This window comes from Dokdonia sp. R86516 (genome assembly GCF_044596715.1).
GTDB lineage: Bacteria > Bacteroidota > Bacteroidia > Flavobacteriales > Flavobacteriaceae > Dokdonia.
In genome coordinates this window covers 3,032,026-3,049,531 of record NZ_CP138998.1, presented here as the reverse complement: position 1 = coordinate 3,049,531, position 17,506 = coordinate 3,032,026, and the positions used below count along the sequence as shown (strand labels likewise).

Annotated in this window: 13 protein-coding genes; 4 read left to right on the top strand and 9 right to left on the bottom strand. The window is 37.2% G+C overall.

Translation table 11 applies throughout. The features are described from left to right. Positions 1-143 precede the first annotated feature (143 nt). Entirely contained in the window at positions 144-707 is a 564-nt protein-coding gene (locus SJY23_RS13710) for a DUF6642 family protein (RefSeq protein ID WP_396598128.1), read from the top strand. 150 nt (positions 708-857) lie between these two features. Here SJY23_RS13710 and SJY23_RS13705 read toward each other — a convergent pair whose 3' ends face one another. From SJY23_RS13705 to SJY23_RS13680, 6 genes are all read right to left on the bottom strand, one after another. Continuing rightward, positions 858-1,325, bottom strand: a complete 468-nt coding sequence (locus SJY23_RS13705) for a hypothetical protein (RefSeq protein WP_396596776.1) — start codon at positions 1,323-1,325, stop codon at positions 858-860. A gap of 219 nt (positions 1,326-1,544) precedes the next feature. Continuing rightward, the gene (locus SJY23_RS13700; RefSeq protein WP_396596775.1) at positions 1,545-2,093 is read right to left on the bottom strand and encodes a hypothetical protein; all 549 of its coding nucleotides are present in this window, start codon (positions 2,091-2,093) and stop codon (positions 1,545-1,547) included. Positions 2,094-2,109: 16 nt separating this feature from the next. Continuing rightward, positions 2,110-2,643 carry a hypothetical protein gene (locus SJY23_RS13695; RefSeq protein WP_396596774.1) on the bottom strand — a complete coding sequence of 178 codons (534 nt, stop codon included), beginning with the start codon at positions 2,641-2,643 and terminating at the stop codon, positions 2,110-2,112. A 341-nt stretch (positions 2,644-2,984) separates the two neighbouring features. Beyond that, the gene (locus SJY23_RS13690) at positions 2,985-4,049 is read right to left on the bottom strand and encodes a tetratricopeptide repeat protein (RefSeq protein ID WP_396596773.1); all 1,065 of its coding nucleotides are present in this window, start codon (positions 4,047-4,049) and stop codon (positions 2,985-2,987) included. Positions 4,050-4,161: 112 nt separating this feature from the next. Next, positions 4,162-4,878, bottom strand: coding sequence for a hypothetical protein (locus tag SJY23_RS13685; RefSeq protein WP_396596772.1), 717 nt, complete (start codon positions 4,876-4,878; stop codon positions 4,162-4,164). Positions 4,879-5,079: 201 nt separating this feature from the next. Next, complete coding sequence (locus SJY23_RS13680) at positions 5,080-6,681, bottom strand: FMN-binding glutamate synthase family protein (RefSeq protein ID WP_396596771.1); 1,602 nt, start codon at positions 6,679-6,681, stop codon at positions 5,080-5,082. 794 nt (positions 6,682-7,475) lie between these two features. Here SJY23_RS13680 and SJY23_RS13675 point away from each other — a divergent pair. From SJY23_RS13675 to SJY23_RS13665, 3 genes are all read left to right on the top strand, one after another. Next, the gene (locus SJY23_RS13675) at positions 7,476-8,573 is read left to right on the top strand and encodes a DUF3810 domain-containing protein (RefSeq protein WP_396596770.1); all 1,098 of its coding nucleotides are present in this window, start codon (positions 7,476-7,478) and stop codon (positions 8,571-8,573) included. An 82-nt stretch (positions 8,574-8,655) separates the two neighbouring features. Continuing rightward, complete coding sequence (locus SJY23_RS13670) at positions 8,656-11,616, top strand: amidohydrolase family protein (RefSeq protein WP_396596769.1); 2,961 nt, start codon at positions 8,656-8,658, stop codon at positions 11,614-11,616. Position 11,617: 1 nt separating this feature from the next. Then, positions 11,618-12,907 carry an amidohydrolase family protein gene (locus tag SJY23_RS13665; protein WP_396596768.1) on the top strand — a complete coding sequence of 430 codons (1,290 nt, stop codon included), beginning with the start codon at positions 11,618-11,620 and terminating at the stop codon, positions 12,905-12,907. 73 nt (positions 12,908-12,980) lie between these two features. Here SJY23_RS13665 and SJY23_RS13660 read toward each other — a convergent pair whose 3' ends face one another. The 3 genes from SJY23_RS13660 to thrA form a co-directional block, all read right to left on the bottom strand. Continuing rightward, on the bottom strand, positions 12,981-13,589 hold the full coding sequence (locus SJY23_RS13660; protein WP_396596767.1) for a hypothetical protein: 609 nt from the start codon (positions 13,587-13,589) through the stop codon (positions 12,981-12,983). A 125-nt stretch (positions 13,590-13,714) separates the two neighbouring features. Next, positions 13,715-14,689: a homoserine kinase gene (locus SJY23_RS13655; RefSeq protein WP_396596766.1), complete on the bottom strand. Its 975-nt coding sequence runs from the start codon at positions 14,687-14,689 to the stop codon at positions 13,715-13,717. Positions 14,690-14,696: 7 nt separating this feature from the next. Next, positions 14,697-17,132 carry a bifunctional aspartate kinase/homoserine dehydrogenase I gene (gene thrA, locus SJY23_RS13650; protein ID WP_396596765.1) on the bottom strand — a complete coding sequence of 812 codons (2,436 nt, stop codon included), beginning with the start codon at positions 17,130-17,132 and terminating at the stop codon, positions 14,697-14,699. Between the last annotated feature and the right edge of the window lie 374 nt (positions 17,133-17,506).

Here is a 17,506-nt window from a genome sequence, read left to right as displayed (position 1 = left end):
TTTGAGACCATTTTTAACAGTGGAGAGGGGTATTTTGATTTAATTTTGCAGGTAATATTGCTATTCAAAAATCATCATAAACTGATTTGTAAATAGTAAATAAACAGTTAGGAATGAATAGTCAAGAGCAGATAATACCCTCAATAGCAGCCGAAAAATTTATCTATTGTCTAGAGGCCGTTCCAGATGTTGATCAGGAGGTAGCCACAGAAGTGATGACAACACTTGAAGATATTGCTCTAAAACAAGGAATCGCAAGTATTTATAAGACCTGCGACACCATTGAGGGGCTAGAGGAAAGTTTAAATACGCTGGTGTATGATGACCATAATTTTAAAGATTATGAACTCATCTACCTCATAATGCCAGGCCAAGCTAACAATATTATGCTCAATGATTATTACTATAGCATTGAAGAAATTGCCGAAATATTTGAAGGAAGAATGACAGGTAAAATCATCCATTTTTCCAATAAAAAAGCACTTGACTTAACTGACGAAGAATCGCAATATTTTCTTGACGTAACTGGTGCTCGTGCAATCTCTGGCTATGGATCTAGCAATATCACATTATCGAGCACAGAAACGATAGATAGAGTGTTTTTTAATATGTTTCAAGAGAATGAAGATTTTAAAGAAGTGGTAGAAGAGATGTTTCAAAAACATTACAAACTCTGCAAACTACTTGATTTTAGATTGTATTATTAATCGTTAATTGAGGAAGAGTTTTGTGGAATACGCTTTCGCGAAAATGTAACAATTCAACATCATTTTTTCATTAATTCAACACATTAACAAGAATAGAAGATAGTCTAGTCATTATTAGAATTCACGAGTTTTAACGAATGGATGAGAGCACTAAAGCAATAGCATAACGAGATTCCCTGCAGTTAATACCTGAAATACAAATAGCAAGGTGCTTAAATCTTTTTTAAAGCCATAACTGATGCCTATAGCAAGAAGGACCAGCAGTGGCAGCACGAGCCCAGAAACTACTCTGAAAGAGTAAAGTTGACTCTTAGCTGACGTAGAAAGCTTATATCCATTAATTTCTTTAAAAAGCAAAGACAGCGCATAATCAATTTTGTTACCTTCCAAAGTGGTTGCAACATCTTTTGAAACCGAAAACTGACGAGTAGGAGTCACTACTTGATAAGTGTTATGGGAGTTTCCACCAGCATTATAATATTTTTCTTTGTTTGTAGATATGGATACCACATCTTCCGTATACAGAGTTCCAGGTAAAGCAAAATCTATAAGTACCACCAGTGATATGAGTATGGTAATACCATATAATATGCGGTTGGTGAGTGATAGTGGATACATGATTTTAATTTATAATGTTCTGGAGATTTACATAGTTATTAGTTAGTACGTAAATCAGCAGTTTTGTTACGGTATTGAGAGTTTAACCTAAAGAAAATGAACTATTAAACCCCATTATTAATTGATAGTTCCAATGCTAGAATATTCTAACCAATATAATGGTAAGAGCTAAGTTTAACTTGGATTATTGTTGACTAGTTATTTTTAAGTCAATCGCATTCAATCCACATACCCATTATATTCAATTAGTTGTAATCTTTTAGATTGAAATATTAAATTGAAAACAGACGTTTGTTCTAAATTTCTAATTTTTACCGTGTCATTTAGAATTTCTTGTCCAAGTGATTTTTCAAGAATATTTTTATTGGTTCCAATTTTTATAAAGTCATTCAGTTCAAATTCGGAATTCACAATTTTAGCGTAATAAACCCATTCTTCATTTGTTGCTCTATAAGACGTGATTTTTGTCTTATCAAACGTTCGAGTTATAATAGTATCCACTAAATTGTCAACGTGTCTATTTTGTATTGGCTTTTTCTGTATCGCAAATATTTTATTACGTACAATTTTTTCTAATTTAGATTTTAAAGAAAATACCAAACTATCATTTTCAATATAGGATACCTTAACAGGTTTATAATCTGAAGTTTGTGCTTTTGTTTTTACAACTTCTTTTAATCTGCCATCATCAATTTTTCTAGATTCTTTTTGCTCACAAGAATTTAAGGAGAATAGAATCCCAAATATTATTAATAATTGTTTAACCATATATTTAGAAATGTTCTTATGATGAGGGTTTATAAGCAACATAGGTATCAAACGTATCCTTAAAGTGCAAGTAGTTATGATCTTTATCTAAAATAGAGAGCTCAGCGCTACCTGCAGCAACTGTGATATAATTGTTATTATAATAAAAGCGTATAAATGTAAAAAGGTCTTTTTGTCCTTTTACTATATTACCATTTATTATAAACTCATCTTTATCTATTCCATATTCGCACTTTGCTATAGATTGATGTATTAGCTTTCCAATGGTTTCAGTTTGTCTTGCTTCATATACTTGCCATAAGTCGGGAAAGTCTTTGAAATCATTTTCCTTAAGTCTAGAGTTAAGCTCCGACAAGGCATTCAAATCTAGTTTTATGTGATCACCATCAAAACCGCCTTCAATTTCAAGATACTTATCAAAACGCTCAAATGTTATAAGTAAAAGCCATGGTAGGTGAGTGTCTTTATTTTCATTGAAATCTACTTGATACACGCTCTCAACAGTCTGCCCGATAATTTGATTTAAGAAGTGATCTGGTGGTGATTTCATTAGTGTAAGGTTATTCAATGTTTTATAGTCAACTTTACGATTTTAATTATTCCATAAATCACGAAATGTATAGCTGGAAATAAATATCCATAAAATAAAATTGCTAATGATCCACCGTATTTAAAGTAATCTTCATTGTTAAATATACTCGCCATTAGAGCTGTATATAACAAATAAACAAATAGATGTATTGCGAACTCTTTGGTATTCTTAAACCACAAACCTAAAATACTTAGAATGAGGACGATTACATAAATTATATACAAAACTACAAATGCACTATTTGTTGGAATCATTTTGTTTTCTTTGAGTCTCTAAAATCGAATCAGTTTCAAAATATTTTATTTTACGAATCTATTTTGAGTATTTATATCTATTGTGTTCTCGTTATTGGTGTACCACTCTACGAATGCGTCATATTCTTTTTGATGAGTATCTAACCATTGATTGTATTCTTTTTCGTTACCTATTTGGAACAGGTAATGGTTATAAGCTTCAAATAGATTTTTATCAAGAAGCTCTTTTTGATAAGTAAAAAGTACATTTTGATGTATGCTCAAATCTTCTTGGTAGTAATTCTCAATAAATCGTTCTCTTATTCTTGATAGTGAATTTAAAGTGATTTCCTTTTCTTCAACAATAGCTAGGATAATATTCTTACCAAAAACGCCACAAAATGGAAGATTTACAGGCTCGTCAATATTTACTTTTGTAGCATCAATGACAATCTCACAGAAATCAATAGAGATTTCTGTATCTCCAAACGTAATGGAGGATTTATAGGTCTCATAGAGAAGCTCACTCATCTCTATGGTGCGGTCGGTGGTTCTTTCTAAGTTCATGAATATCTCTCCATAAATTAGACCTGAAAGCTTATCAGGAGAATCTAAATAGAGCTTAGCAAGTCTAAAGTAGTTTGAAGCAAATGTAGGGTCAACTTCAATTCCACGTCGATAATTGACTATTGCCTGATCATATTGTTCTTGATGGTGATATACGTTTCCTTTTTCAAGATGTAAATTACCGGCATTAGGAAAGCGTTCCATTCCCTCTTCATATTCTCTAATAGCTTTTTCTGGCTTGCCTAAATAACTATAGCAGTTACCAGACATTTGATAGACTTGGCTATTTAATGTATCATATTTCTTTACCTTTTTTAGAATTTTTAAAGCTTGCTTGTAGTCTTTAGTTAATACATGGGCGTAAGCAATCTCATAGGGGTAGGCATAGTTTATAGGATCGAGCTTCTGGCTTTCTTCCAAAAGCTTAATGCTTTCATCAATTCTACCCTCATCCATTATAGTGATGGCCTCCTTTGCTTTTTCTAGAGCTAGCTCTTTATTTGTTTGAGCGATAGCAGTACTTACGATGAGTTGAAGAAAGAGAGATAGAACTATTTTATTCATAAGATGGTATTGTTAAAAAATTTCAGAAGAATGTCACATGAGTTTTTGACAATGTACACAGATAACTAAAAAAACCTGTGTTATAGCATGGTTGGGATAGATACATTTTAGCTCAGTTCTTTATTTGCATTACTTCACTTCCAGTAGTTTCCATTATAATATCCGAGTATTCCTTTTCAGCTGATTTTAATTTTGGAATCTCAAATGCAAATTCACTTATTTCCTCATCAGAATAATCTATTAATGTCATTGTAATTTCAATTATATTGTTCAATGACTTAATTATTTTAATGGGATACGAATTCGTTAAACTTAATATTTCGTTTAAGTATTCATAATTGTGTGATTGAAACAAATTAGAATTAATTTTTAGAAAATCCTCATTATAATAATACACCTCTTTACCCGAACCATTCCAATCAAGGGTGATTGATTTACACTCTTTATTAATTATCATCTCAAGAGAATCGTTTTGAACTATATTGGGTCTTTCCAACTCAAGTGTTGTGGAGCTATATCTATTAGCATTTGCAATTAAGACATATTCAAAACCTTTGTCAAATGTATATATCTTATTTATATCAGATTTATACACAATCCTTTTAGAGTTAACAGAATTGATTACTTTTTCGTAGTCACCATTTTTTATATTAATAGTGAGGGTGTCAAAATATTCACCTGATTTTTTCATGTGATTAATCATATCCTTTTCTGAAATCTCTTTCATCTTGAATTTATATTCAATTTCATAAGTCAATTTACCTTCAAATGATTGACTATGTGTAATGTATGACAAAAGAAATATTATTAAAAAGAGTATTCTGTTCATTTTGAATGTAATTAATTATACAATAAATTTTAAAGTAATAAGCCGTGCATAGCTCTTGCAAATTAACCCTTACCGGATGTAGTAATAACAGTCAAAATAACACATAAGCCACTTTTTATTATTTACATACGGTTATCCGTATTATGGTGATATTTAATGCAATTATGTGATTTGAGTTCACATTTTCGCGAAAGCGTATTTTTAATAACGCACGTCTTTCATATCAATTTCGTCGGCAACTTCTGCTTTGTTATAATTACCTCCAAGATCTGGGCATGCCATGAGGGTAGCGGTTCCTTTGAAGGGTACTGCTACTTTATTGTATCCATACACATCTGCTAGGGTCTGGGTAAGGTTTTTATCTCCTAGGTTAATATCTACATCGTCCATGGTGAGCTGGCAAGGGTGCTCATAGCCGCAGGCGCGAGTGATTTCTAGTAGTTCTTTCTTGAAATTTTTAAAGTAATAGTGTGTGCGCTCTGCCTTATCTGGGATATCTATACCGCGTTGTAGCCACTTGTTTTGAGTTGCAACACCAGAAGGGCAGGTGTTGTTATGGCACACCTTTGCTTGTATACAACCTACGGCAAGCATAGCTTCACGGGCAACATTGATACAGTCTACGCCCATCGCAAAAGCCATGGCGGCCTTAGCCGGGAAGCCCAACTTTCCTGAGCCTATAAATACCACGCGCTCAGTGAGCTGGTACTCCTTAAAAATCTTATAAATATCTGAGAATCCATATACCCACGGTAGCGCCACATGATCTGCAAAACTTGGTGGGGCAGCACCTGTACCACCTTCACCACCATCTATGGTAATAAAATCTGGTCCTTTACCGGTAGTTGCCATTATTTTTGCTAGTTCGCGCCACGCATCCAGTTTTCCTATGGCAGCTTTAATTCCTACTGGGAGTCCTGTTTCATGCGCAATACTTTCTACAAAGTCAACCAATTCTGGTACATTAGAAAATGCCTTATGGTTAGGAGGTGAGAGTACATCTTTACCCACTTCTACACCGCGTATTTCGGCAATTTCCTTGGTAATTTTTGATCCTGGGAGCACGCCTCCTTTTCCAGGTTTGGCTCCTTGTGAGAGTTTTACTTCTATGGCGCGTACTTGAGGATTTTCGTCCACAAGTTTTTTCATTTTTGGCATTGAGAATCCGCCATCTTCAGTGCGCACTCCAAAATAACCTGTTCCAAAGTGAAATACCACATCACCGCCTTTTTTATGGTAGGGTGAGAGTCCGCCCTCACCAGTATTGTGATATGCGTATGCTTTTGCACAACCTCGATTTAAAGACTCTACAGCTTTCGCCGAAAGGCTGCCAAAACTCATAGCGCTCACGTTTATTATGGAACTAGGTCTGTAAGGACGCGCCCTTCTACCAGCACCCATAACTTTTGCACATGCAAGGAAGTAAGGGTCTTTCGCATTGGGATGATTTTCTTCCACCTTGTAAGGCATCATAGCGTTATTCACAAAAATATAGTGCGACTGATTGATATCACGATCAGTACCGAAACCTTCATAATTATTTTCATTTTTGGCAGAGGCATATATCCACCCGCGCTCTATACGATTAAAAGGTAGTTCCTCACGGTTATTTGCCACAATATATTGGCGTAATTCTGGCCCAATACTCTCAAGCATATACCTAAAATGCCCCACAACAGGGAAGTTGCGCGTGATGATATGTTTTTTGTTAAAAAATATATCTCGTATAGCGACAATAACAACTACTAAAATCAACCACATCCACCATGAGATATTACCTAAAAACTCGAGTACTCCTTCCATTTATTCAATTTTTGCACTAAAATACAATTTACTATCTCGTAGTCTGAAATTTTAATTCAAGTTTATTATTTACTTCTCTGGGGAGGTTTTGGTTGATGGATTATGAGTTACATCTCCCTGACTCCCTCTTCAAAGAGGGACACTGTTGTGGTTTTAAGTTTTTTTGCTGCGCAAAAAAGACTTCTTTAGTTCCCCTCTTGGAAGAGGGGTTAGGGGAGATGTTTTTGAGTTTGAGTAAGCACACCTTATTAGTTACATCTCCCTGACTCCCTCTTCAAAGAGGGACACTGTTGTGGTTTAAGTTTTTTTGCTGCGCGAAAAGAACTTCTTTAGTTCCCCTCTTCCTTGCATCCGACGAGGGAGGAACGACCGAGAGGAATGCATAAGGTTAGGGGAGATGTTTTTGAGTTCGATTGAGCCGTTTCAATGCACTATGCGCAACATCTCCCTGACTCCCTCTTCAAAGAGGGACACTGTTGTGTTTTTAAGTTTTTTTGCTGCGCAAAAAGAACTTCTATAGTACCCCTCTTAGAAGAGGGGCTAGGGGAGATGTTTTTGGGTTTGAGTGAGCACATCTTATTAGTTACATCTCCCTGACTCCCTCTTCAAAGAGGGACACTGTTGTGGGGTTTAAGTTTTTTTGCTTTGCAAAAAGAACTTCTTTATTTCCCCTCTTAGAAGAGGGGCTAGGGGAGATGTTTTTGAGTTCGAGTAAGTACATCAAACCACCCACGCTCTCACAAATCAAATAACTTATCATAAATTTACGGAAGACTATAAAGAGCACATATACATTGAAAAAACATAAAACCTTATTAATCGTCGGCTTACTTCTCATCCCGCAGATGGTGTTGGTTCGCTGGCTCGCGAGTTATCCGGAGCTGGTGGAAACCTATTATAGCAACGGATTGTATCCTATCATTTCAAAGGCGTCTCGTTATGCTTTTGGCTGGTTGCCGTTTTCATTTGGTGATATTATGTATGCAGTTCTTATTGTGCTCGCTTTGCGCGAAATTGTACTACTCATTAAACACAAGTTTAGAGGATTTAAAACCTTTCTTCTCAAGATGCTAGCCATTACTTCGATAGTATATGGTGCTTTTAATTTGCTTTGGGGGATGAATTATAATAGGCTTCCCTTGCACGAATCTTTAGGTATCGATAATGAGTACACCACCGAAGAGCTAGTACAACTTACAGAGAAGCTCATTTCAAATAGTAATAACCTTCATAATCAACTTGCCGAGAATGAAAACAGTCGTGTAGTCTATTGTGATAACACACAAGGTGAAAGTGTCTGTTTGCAAGAAATTTTTAACGGAACGCTTAATGGTTACGAGACGCTTAAAACTCAGTTCCCAAAGCTTAGTTACCCACCTAAGAGTATTAAGAATTCGCTATTGCGATACCCTCTGTCTATAATGGGGTATAGTGGTTATCTCAATCCTATTACTAATGAGGCGCAAGTTAATGGGATGGTGCCGGCTCATCGATGGCCAGTGATTTCTTCACATGAGCAAGCACATCAGCTCGGTTTTGCAAAGGAAAATGAAGCCAACTTTATTGCGGTTATGGCAACGCTTAATAATGAAAATTTATATTTTCAATATTCAGGGAGTATTTTTGCGTTGCGTTATGCGCTCAATGATGTGTACAGCCGTGATAAGGAATTGGGAGAAGACTTGAAAGCACGTCTTAATGCAGGTATTTTGGTAAATTATCAAGATTCTCGTGACTTTTGGGACGGCATGGATAATCCGCTAGAACCACTGTTTGATATGTTTTACAGCAATTACTTAAAGGCAAATAATCAGCCTGGTGGATTAAAAAGCTATAGTTATATGGTAGCACTCTTGGTTAACTATGATCAGCGTTTTCCAGATACATTCTGATGTTAAAAGTCTCTTAAAAGTTTCCTAAACCTTAATAGAACGTTAACGCGGTGGCTATCTTTAGAATCTAAACTTTCAACCTATGTTCTTTAAAAAATTACTCGTCTTTGGGCTAGTAAGCTGCTCATTTACGATGTATGGGCAAGATTACTTTCCAGCAAACGCTGGAGTCAAGTCCAAAAACCAAAATTACACGGTGTTCACAAACGCCACCATCCACAAAACTCCCACAGAAACCATTAAAAATGGAACACTTGTAGTGCAAGATGGAAAAGTGGTCTCTGTGGGCAAATCTTCATCATACGCTCAAAATGCTATTGTTGTAGATCTTAATGGTAAACATGTCTATCCATCTTTTGTAGACATCTATACTAATTTTGGTATCGATAAGCCTAAGCGTGCAGGAGGATCTGGACGTGCTTCACAATATGATAACTCTCGCGAGGGAGCTTACTGGAATGACCATATCTTATCTGAGCAAGATGGCTATCAAGATTTTAAGTACGATTCAAAAAAAGCAACCGAATATCTTGAGGCTGGTTTTGGCGTAGTTGCAACACATCAACACGATGGTATTGCACGTGGTACAGGAGCGCTTATCGCACTTAATAATGATGGAAATACTGCAAACCGCGTGATAGAAGATCGCCTTGGTCAGTATTTCTCATTTGATAAGAGTGTAACCTCACGCCAGTCATACCCATCGTCTAAGATGGGTGCAACAGCATTATTACGCCAATTGCAACATGATTTAGACTGGTATGAGAAAGGAAATATAGACACTAAGGATCTTTCTTTAGAGGCGCTTTCGCGAAACAAAGGGCTTCCGCAGTTTTTTGAAGGTGATGGCTTATATGATGACCTTCGTATAGATAAACTAGGTGACCAGTTTGGTATCGACTACGTAATTATTGCCGGTGGTGATGAGTATAAACGTATCGGAGAAGTTAAGGCGATGAATCGTAAGATGATTCTCCCACTTAAATTTCCAGATGCCTACGATATGGAGAATCCATACGCTGCCGAATATGTAGCGCTTTCTGATATGAAACATTGGAATCAAGCACCTACAAACCCTAAAGCATTACAAGATGCAGGAGTAACATTTGCGCTTACTACATTCTCACATAAATCTCCAAAAGATTTTAAAGACCACTTGATGAAGGCAATTAAGTATGGTCTGTCTAAGGAAAGAGCGTTAGAAGCACTTACTACTATTCCAGCAACAATGATTGGAAAGAGCGGTCAGCTAGGAGTTCTTAAAACAGGAGCTTGGGCAAACTTTATGATTACTTCTGGAGAAGTATTTGAAAAAGACACAGAGCTTTATGAACACTGGATTCAAGGTAACAAAACAGTTATCAAGGATATGAACGCAGTTGATATTGACGGTGTTTATACCATGAATATTGATGGAGCAGCATATGAGCTTGAGATTAAAAATTCAACAGAAAAAGCAAAAGCTAGTCTCAAAAAAGGAACAGAAGATGTAAAAAGCGAATTTTCATATAGCGATGAATGGGTAACAGTAACCTTCCCACAAAACGAAGGAAAATTTGTACGTCTTGTAGCAAGAGCATCTGCAGATGGTCTAAGCGGTAAAGCAATTCTTGCAGATGGTTCTGAGAAAAACTTTACTTCTACTAAGAAAGCACTAGACGCAAGTAAAGATAATGACGATAAGAAAGAAGAGGACAAGCCACTTACGGTAATGCCACTTACCTTTCCTAATATGGCTTTTGGTTTTGAGACAAGACCGACACAGCAAGATATTTTAATCACAAACGCCACTGTGTGGACAAATGAAGCAGAAGGTATTCTTGAAAACACTGATGTCTTAATAAAAGATGGAAAGATTAGTGCAATAGGTAAAAACCTTTCTGCTCGTGGTGCTATGGTAGTAGATGGTACTGGTAAACATGTTACTTCTGGTATTATAGATGAGCACTCTCACATTGCTGCATTTGCAATCAACGAGTCTGGTCATAACTCTACGGCAGAGGTTCGCATGAGTGATGTAGTTAACCCAGACGATTCTGATATTTACCGAAACCTTGCTGGTGGAGTTACAGCTATTCAATTATTACATGGATCTGCAAATCCTATTGGAGGACAGAGTGCAGTAATGAAATTAAAGTGGGGAGCGCCTATCGATGAGATGGTAATTGCAGATAAGAAATTTATCAAATTTGCTTTGGGTGAAAACGTAAAGCAAGCAAACTGGAATAGCTTCTCAAGATTCCCACAAACGAGAATGGGAGTAGAGCAAGTATTTGTGGACTACTTTACAAGAGCAAAAGAATACGAAGCAAAGAAAAAGAGCGGTCAGCCGTATCGCATGGATGAGGAGTTGGAAACTATTGTAGACATCCTTAATATGGATCGCTTAATTTCTTGTCACTCTTATGTACAAAGTGAAATAAATATGACCATGAAGGTGGCAGAGCAGTTTGGCTTCCATATCAATACGTTCACACACATACTTGAAGGTTATAAAGTTGCAGATAAAATGGCCGAACACGGTGTAGGAGGGTCAACATTCTCAGACTGGTGGGCTTATAAATATGAGGTAAATGACGCTATTCCTTATAATGCAGCCATCATGCACAGAGCAGGAGTAACTGTTGCCATCAACTCGGATGATGGTGAGATGTCAAGACGTCTTAACCAAGAAGCTGCAAAAATTCATAAGTACGGTGGTATTTCTGAAGAGGATGCATGGAAAATGGTAACTCTTAATCCAGCAAAACTATTACACATGGATGATCGCGCAGGTAGTTTAAAGCCTGGTAAAGATGGAGATGTTGTAATATGGACAGATCATCCACTTAGTATTAAAGCGAGAGCAGAGAAAACGATTATTGAAGGAAAAGTATTTTTTGATATGAAAAAAGACGAAGAACTTCGTAAAACCGTACAGCGCGAGAAAGCACAACTTACTGCGATGATGCTTGCAGAAAAGAATAAAGGCTTACAAACGCAACCTGCCAAAAAGAAAGAAAAACAACGTATGCATTGTGATACAGAACAAACACTTTACTAAGATGAAAACACTACAACAAATACTAGTAGCCGTTGTTTTCCTTTTAGGAGCAACTGCAAGCGCACAGCAAACACCTGCAGCAGCACAAACTGCCGCATATACGATTACGGGAGCAACTGCTCACGTAGGTAACGGAACCGTAGTAGAAAACGCCACTATCGTTTTTGAAAACGGTAAAATAAGCACGATTCAAAGCGGAGGAACAGCCACCAAGGGCGAAGTCATTAATGCTACTGGAAAGCATGTGTATCCTGGTTTTATAGCTACAAACACCACATTAGGTCTTGTAGAAGCAGCAGCCGTGAGACAATCTAATGACGATGATGAGATAGGAGAATTAATTCCTCATGTACGTGGTATTATCGCTTACAATGCAGAATCTAAAGTAGTAGAGAGCATGAGACCGAATGGCGTACTTATGGCGCAAATTCGCCCTGTAGGAGGTACTATTTCCGGTTCTTCATCTCTTGTTCAACTTGATGCTTGGAACTGGGAAGATGCTGCTTACAAAACAGACGAAGGTATCTTTATGGAATGGCCTCGCACGATGCGCCGTGGACGCTGGTGGTTAGGTGAAGAGCCAGGTTATAAACCAAACAAGGATTACAGTAAAGATGTAAACGAAATCAAAACCTTTTTCAAAAACTCACAAGCTTATGGAAAAGGGAACACCTCAAAAAACCTTCCTTTTGAAGCAATGCGTGGTGTTTTTGATGGAACTCAAAATGTATATGTATCTGCAAATGATCAGAAGCAAATACTTGATGTGATTGCTTTTGCAAAGGAGATGAATCTCAAAAATGTAGTTCTTGTGGGAGGATACCAGTCTTACAAAGTAACAGCAGAACTTGTAGCTGCAAATATGCCAGTAATTTTACAACGTGTACAAGAACTACCTTCTATGGAGGATCATGATTATGACTTACCATATAAGTTACCTAAGCTTCTTACAGACGCTGGTGTTACAGTTGCGTTAGGATATGACTCAGAGTACTGGCAAGTACGTAATCTTCCCTTTTATGCGGGACAGGTTACTCAATTTGGTATGAGTGATGAAGATGCACTTAAAATGATTACGATGAATCCTGCAAAAATTATGGGAGTTTCAAATAATGTTGGGACACTTGAAGTAGGAAAAGATGCAACCCTTTTCATAAGCGAAGGAAATGCACTAGACATGAGAGGAAATATCCTTTCGAGAGCATTTATCCAAGGACGTGATATAAGTTTAGAGTCTCACCAGACCAAGCTTGCAAAGCGTTATGCAGAGAAGTACGGACAGAAGGAGTAATCCTTAATCTTAGTTATATTAATTAGTAAAGCCCGAGCAATTGCTCGGGCTTTTGTTTTTATGAGAAGCTCAATTAATCAATTTTAATATCTAAGGATTCTGGAGTGTCACTATACATGCCAATCATGCCATATTTTGTTTCTCCCTTTTTTATAGTTACACCACTTAAATCAAGTTCCATAAGCTGATTTTTGAATCTTTTATTAGCGCTACTAGTAGTTAAAATGCCACTTGTAGTAAGACCAGCACCTGCAGCAATTCCAATTGGAATCGTTGTAGTGCTTTGTCCATTAGATGTGTATAAATTTACTGGAGAAAGAAGAAGCCATAAGAGCTGTTTTGCTCCCTTTTGTTTCATTTCTGAATAAATCTCAGAAGATTCAAGTAGATAAACTTCTTTACCATTACTGTAAGTGACCTTTAAATCTTTTCCAAATTGTAAGTCTCTATCGGAATTGTTACTAATCTTAACTGTGGCTAGGGATATTCCTTTCTTTTGAGCTTTTTTTGCGTATTGCTTTTCCAGGCCATGGTATTTGTATTCAAAAGAAACATCTTCCATTTCCTTTTGAGATAGGTAATTTAGTTTGGAAGGTTCAATGACTTTGTATTTTGATACACAACTAGTAAAGAAACTTAGTAGGATACAAAAAAATGATACTTTGATTAATTGAAATTTCATTGATTGATGTTATTAATTAGTTTAAATAAAAAATGAAAATACTAATTAATCAACTTATAATATATTGTTGTTACCAAATAATTTATTCTTCTAATATTGAATTTTATAATTAGCAATTTTTATATCTAGTTGTCAATTGTGTAGCACCCTTCACCAGAAATTCGGCTGGAGTAGCTGTCTACTTGAAGTCCATCACGTTCATAAAGTGCGGTGCTTTCAGATAGGTATTGATCTATGTCCGCTTTCGCGAAAGCGAGACAAAACATACTAGGTCCGCTGCCAGAAATACCAAAGGCAATGCATCCATTCTGCTGAGAAATCGCTTTAATCTCATCAAAATGCGGAATCAATTGCTTGCGATGCGGCTCTACGAGTACATCTTTAATACTTTCGGTAAATAATTCCTTATCCCATTCATAGAGCGAGGCAACAAAGCTTGCCAGATGCTGTGATTGTGCAATGGCATCTTTGAGAGGCACGTGTGTGGGTAAAATCTCCCTCGCTTCTTTAGTTTTTATGGTAATATGCGGGTGTAAAATTCCAACGTAAACCGTATCCATGGGAGGTAAGGCAATTACCTTAAATGGGTTATAGCCAGTAACGAGCGTGGTACCTCCATAAATGCAAGGTGCCACATTATCTGCATGCTCATTGCCACTTGCAAGTGCTTCGCCCTTCATAGCGTAGCGCGTGAGTTCAAGATTAGATAATGGCTTTTCTAAAAACTGATTAATACCATACACAGCTCCTGCTGCGCTAGCACTGCTGCTACCTATTCCAGAACCGGAGCGTATTTTTTTATGAATCTCTATTTCAACTCCAAAATCTGCATTAATACCTTCTAGCATGGCATTACCCGCCACACCAGCAACATTATTATGAGCTTCCATTGGGAGTGTATCACCTGTGATTTCTGTAATCGTTACTCCGCGACCTTCGGTTTTTCTAAAAACCATTTCATCACCTATACCTTCGAGTGCAAAGCCTAGCGAATCAAAACCGCAGTTTACATTTGCCACTGTAGCGGGACAAAATACGCGTATCGCAATAGGATTATCAAGGCTTTGAACCGTGGCTTTTTTATGTATTTCTTGAGACATATAATAATTATCTAAGTCTTATGATATCGCTGAAGAGTCCGCTGGCAGTAACATCTCCTCCTGCACCTGCACCTTTTACAATGAGCGGCTGCTCTGGGTAGCGTGCCGTGTAAAATAAAACAATATTGTCAGACCCTTCAAGGTTGTAAAACGGACTGTCTGCACCTACAGACTGTAAGCCTACACTTGCTTTACCATTATCCAACTGTGCTACATATTTAAGGCGTTTTCCTGCTGCTGTAGCATCGGCAACTAGTTTTTCAAAGTGTGCTGTATCTTCTTTAAGTGTTTCAAAGAAGTGAGGAACGTCTGTGCTTTCTAGATTGTTTTTGGTTAAAAAAGGTAAGTTTACAATATCTTCTAGCTCTAATTCAAGTCCGCTTTCTCTTGCGAGTATAAGAATTTTACGTGCCACATCTACACCACTTAAATCAATACGAGGATCTGGCTCTGTGTAGCCTTCTTCTTTGGCTTGTTGTACTACATCATAAAAGCTATCACCGCTTTTAAAGTTATTAAAAACAAAGTTGAGACTACCAGAAAGTACCGCTTGTACTTTAGTAATACTATCACCAGACGCGATAAGGTTCTGTAAAGTGTCTATTATAGGTAAACCAGCACCTACGTTGGTTTCAAACTTAAATGGAGCATTATATTTTCTGCTTAATCGTTTAAGATTTGCATAGTATTCTTGTTTTCCAGCGGCAGCAATTTTATTACATGCAACTACTGCGATGCTATTTCTCAAGTATTCTTCATATGCCATCGCTACGGGTTCATTTGCAGTAATATCTACAAAAACTGAGTTGCGCTGGTTGAGAGCGATTACGTTTTCGCGAAAGCGAACAATATCTGCCTTCTCACCTTGTGCAAGCGCTTCTTCCCAATTATCTAAATCAATAGCTTGATCTGAGACGAGCATTTTGCGACTGTTTGAAAGTCCTAGAACTCTTATATTAAGGTTGAGATGGTCTTTCAGATATTTTTTCTGACTGTTAATTTGATCTAGGAGTTTTGCTCCCACATTTCCTACACCTGTAATGAAGAGGTTAATTTGCTTTCTGTTTCCTTCAAAGAAAACTTCATGCAGGCTGTTAAGTGCTTTCTTCACATCTTTCTCGGCAATTACTGCAGAGATATTTTTCTCACTCGCTCCTTGTGCAATGGCCCGTATATTCACGTTGTTTTTACCAAGTGTGGAGAACATTTTACCAGAAATCCCTTGATGACTTTTCATAGATTCTCCTACGAGTGCAATAATGGCAAGAGACGTCTCGACAATCACCGGATCAATCTTACGTAGTGATAACTCGTAAGCAAACTCTGTTTCTATTGCTGTTTTTGCACGCAAGGCATCAGCCTCCATCACACCGATACAGATGCTATGTTCGCTAGAAGCCTGTGTAATAAGGATCACATTTATTTGCTGTAAAGAGAGTACTTCAAAAAGGCGTTTTGAAATTCCAGAAATTCCCACCATTCCTGCGCCTTCTAGCGTGAGTAGTGCAACATCACTTATATGAGAGATTCCCTTAATAGGGTTTCCATTACTTCCTTCTTGCTCACCTATACGAGTTCCAGCCTCATCTGGAGCCATCGTATTTTTGATATAAATAGGAATGCTTTTACTAAGCGCAGGCACAATAGTAGGAGGGTAGAGCACCTTTGCTCCAAAATGCGATAACTCCATCGCCTCGTGATATGATATGTCACGTATAGGTTTTGCCTGTTTTACAAGCTTCGGGTTTGCAGAGAACATCCCACTGACATCTGTCCATATTTCAAGTTGATCGACTTCTAGCGCAGCTGCAATTATAGCCGCAGTAAAATCTGAGCCACCACGACCTAGTGTACTTGTTTCCCCCGTAGCAGTACTCGCAATAAATCCTCCTAGAATGGTGATGTTTTGTGACGCTTTCGCGAAAAATTCCTTGATATTTTCATTAGTGCGATCATACAATACACTGGCTTTGGTATGATTACCATCGGTAATGATAAGTTGTCTACTATCTTTTAATGTGGCTTCAATCCCTTGATGGTTGAAGGCTGCTGTTATGATACGGCTGCTGGTAAGCTCTCCAAATGCAGCGAGCTTGTCTAGTGTTTTAGGAGAAAGCTCGTTGATTAAGAAAATACCCTTGAGTAAGTCGTCTAAGTGCGACATAAGTGCACTTATATCTGCCATTACTATAGCATCACCTTCGGTAAGTGCTTTTGCAAACGCCGTATGCTTTTGGTGTATTTCTAAAAATACATCCTTATAAGTTTCGTTTTTTTGAGCGGCAAGCGTTCCGGCTTTTAGCAATAAATCTGTAATTCCACCCACTGCCGAAACAACAACAGCTACTGGATGTGAAGCTGCTTGATGGTTTACAATAGCGATTACTTTTTCTATGTTTTTAACACTCCCCACAGAAGTGCCTCCAAATTTTAATATGCGCATAGTATGCAATTTTACATTTTCGCAAAAGCGAAAATGGTATGAATAAACTAATTAATTTGTGTGTGGAAGAGATCCTTGCTCGCGCAAGTAATAGATAGGTGATATGTACGACTATAACCCCAACGGGGTAATCGTACCAATAGTAATAGTGGTAGTCAAGAAAATCGAAGTGTATTGTGTTGTTCTCATCTTGTTTCTGATATGTTAAATGTAGTACATTTACCTAAGGAGGCAAGAAGAAGCTCTTAGTTTTAAGGATATGACAATTCTTGACGTACTTCTAGCACGATACTGATAATGTGATAATTTGAAGTTTACTTTCGTGAATATTTAATGAATTTTAAAACATTTTTCTTCATAAAGATGGAGAAACT

Coding starts and splice junctions, on each gene's coding strand:
- SJY23_RS13705 (WP_396596776.1), bottom strand. CDS start 1,325: ATGTATCCACTATCACTCACCAACCGCATATTATATGGTATTACCATA.
- SJY23_RS13700 (WP_396596775.1), bottom strand. CDS start 2,093: ATGGTTAAACAATTATTAATAATATTTGGGATTCTATTCTCCTTAAAT.
- SJY23_RS13695 (WP_396596774.1), bottom strand. CDS start 2,643: ATGAAATCACCACCAGATCACTTCTTAAATCAAATTATCGGGCAGACT.
- SJY23_RS13690 (WP_396596773.1), bottom strand. CDS start 4,049: ATGAATAAAATAGTTCTATCTCTCTTTCTTCAACTCATCGTAAGTACT.
- SJY23_RS13685 (WP_396596772.1), bottom strand. CDS start 4,878: ATGAACAGAATACTCTTTTTAATAATATTTCTTTTGTCATACATTACA.
- SJY23_RS13680 (WP_396596771.1), bottom strand. CDS start 6,681: ATGGAAGGAGTACTCGAGTTTTTAGGTAATATCTCATGGTGGATGTGG.
- SJY23_RS13670 (WP_396596769.1), top strand. CDS start 8,656: ATGTTCTTTAAAAAATTACTCGTCTTTGGGCTAGTAAGCTGCTCATTT.
- SJY23_RS13665 (WP_396596768.1), top strand. CDS start 11,618: ATGAAAACACTACAACAAATACTAGTAGCCGTTGTTTTCCTTTTAGGA.
- SJY23_RS13660 (WP_396596767.1), bottom strand. CDS start 13,589: ATGAAATTTCAATTAATCAAAGTATCATTTTTTTGTATCCTACTAAGT.
- SJY23_RS13655 (WP_396596766.1), bottom strand. CDS start 14,689: ATGTCTCAAGAAATACATAAAAAAGCCACGGTTCAAAGCCTTGATAAT.
- thrA (WP_396596765.1), bottom strand. CDS start 17,132: ATGCGCATATTAAAATTTGGAGGCACTTCTGTGGGGAGTGTTAAAAAC.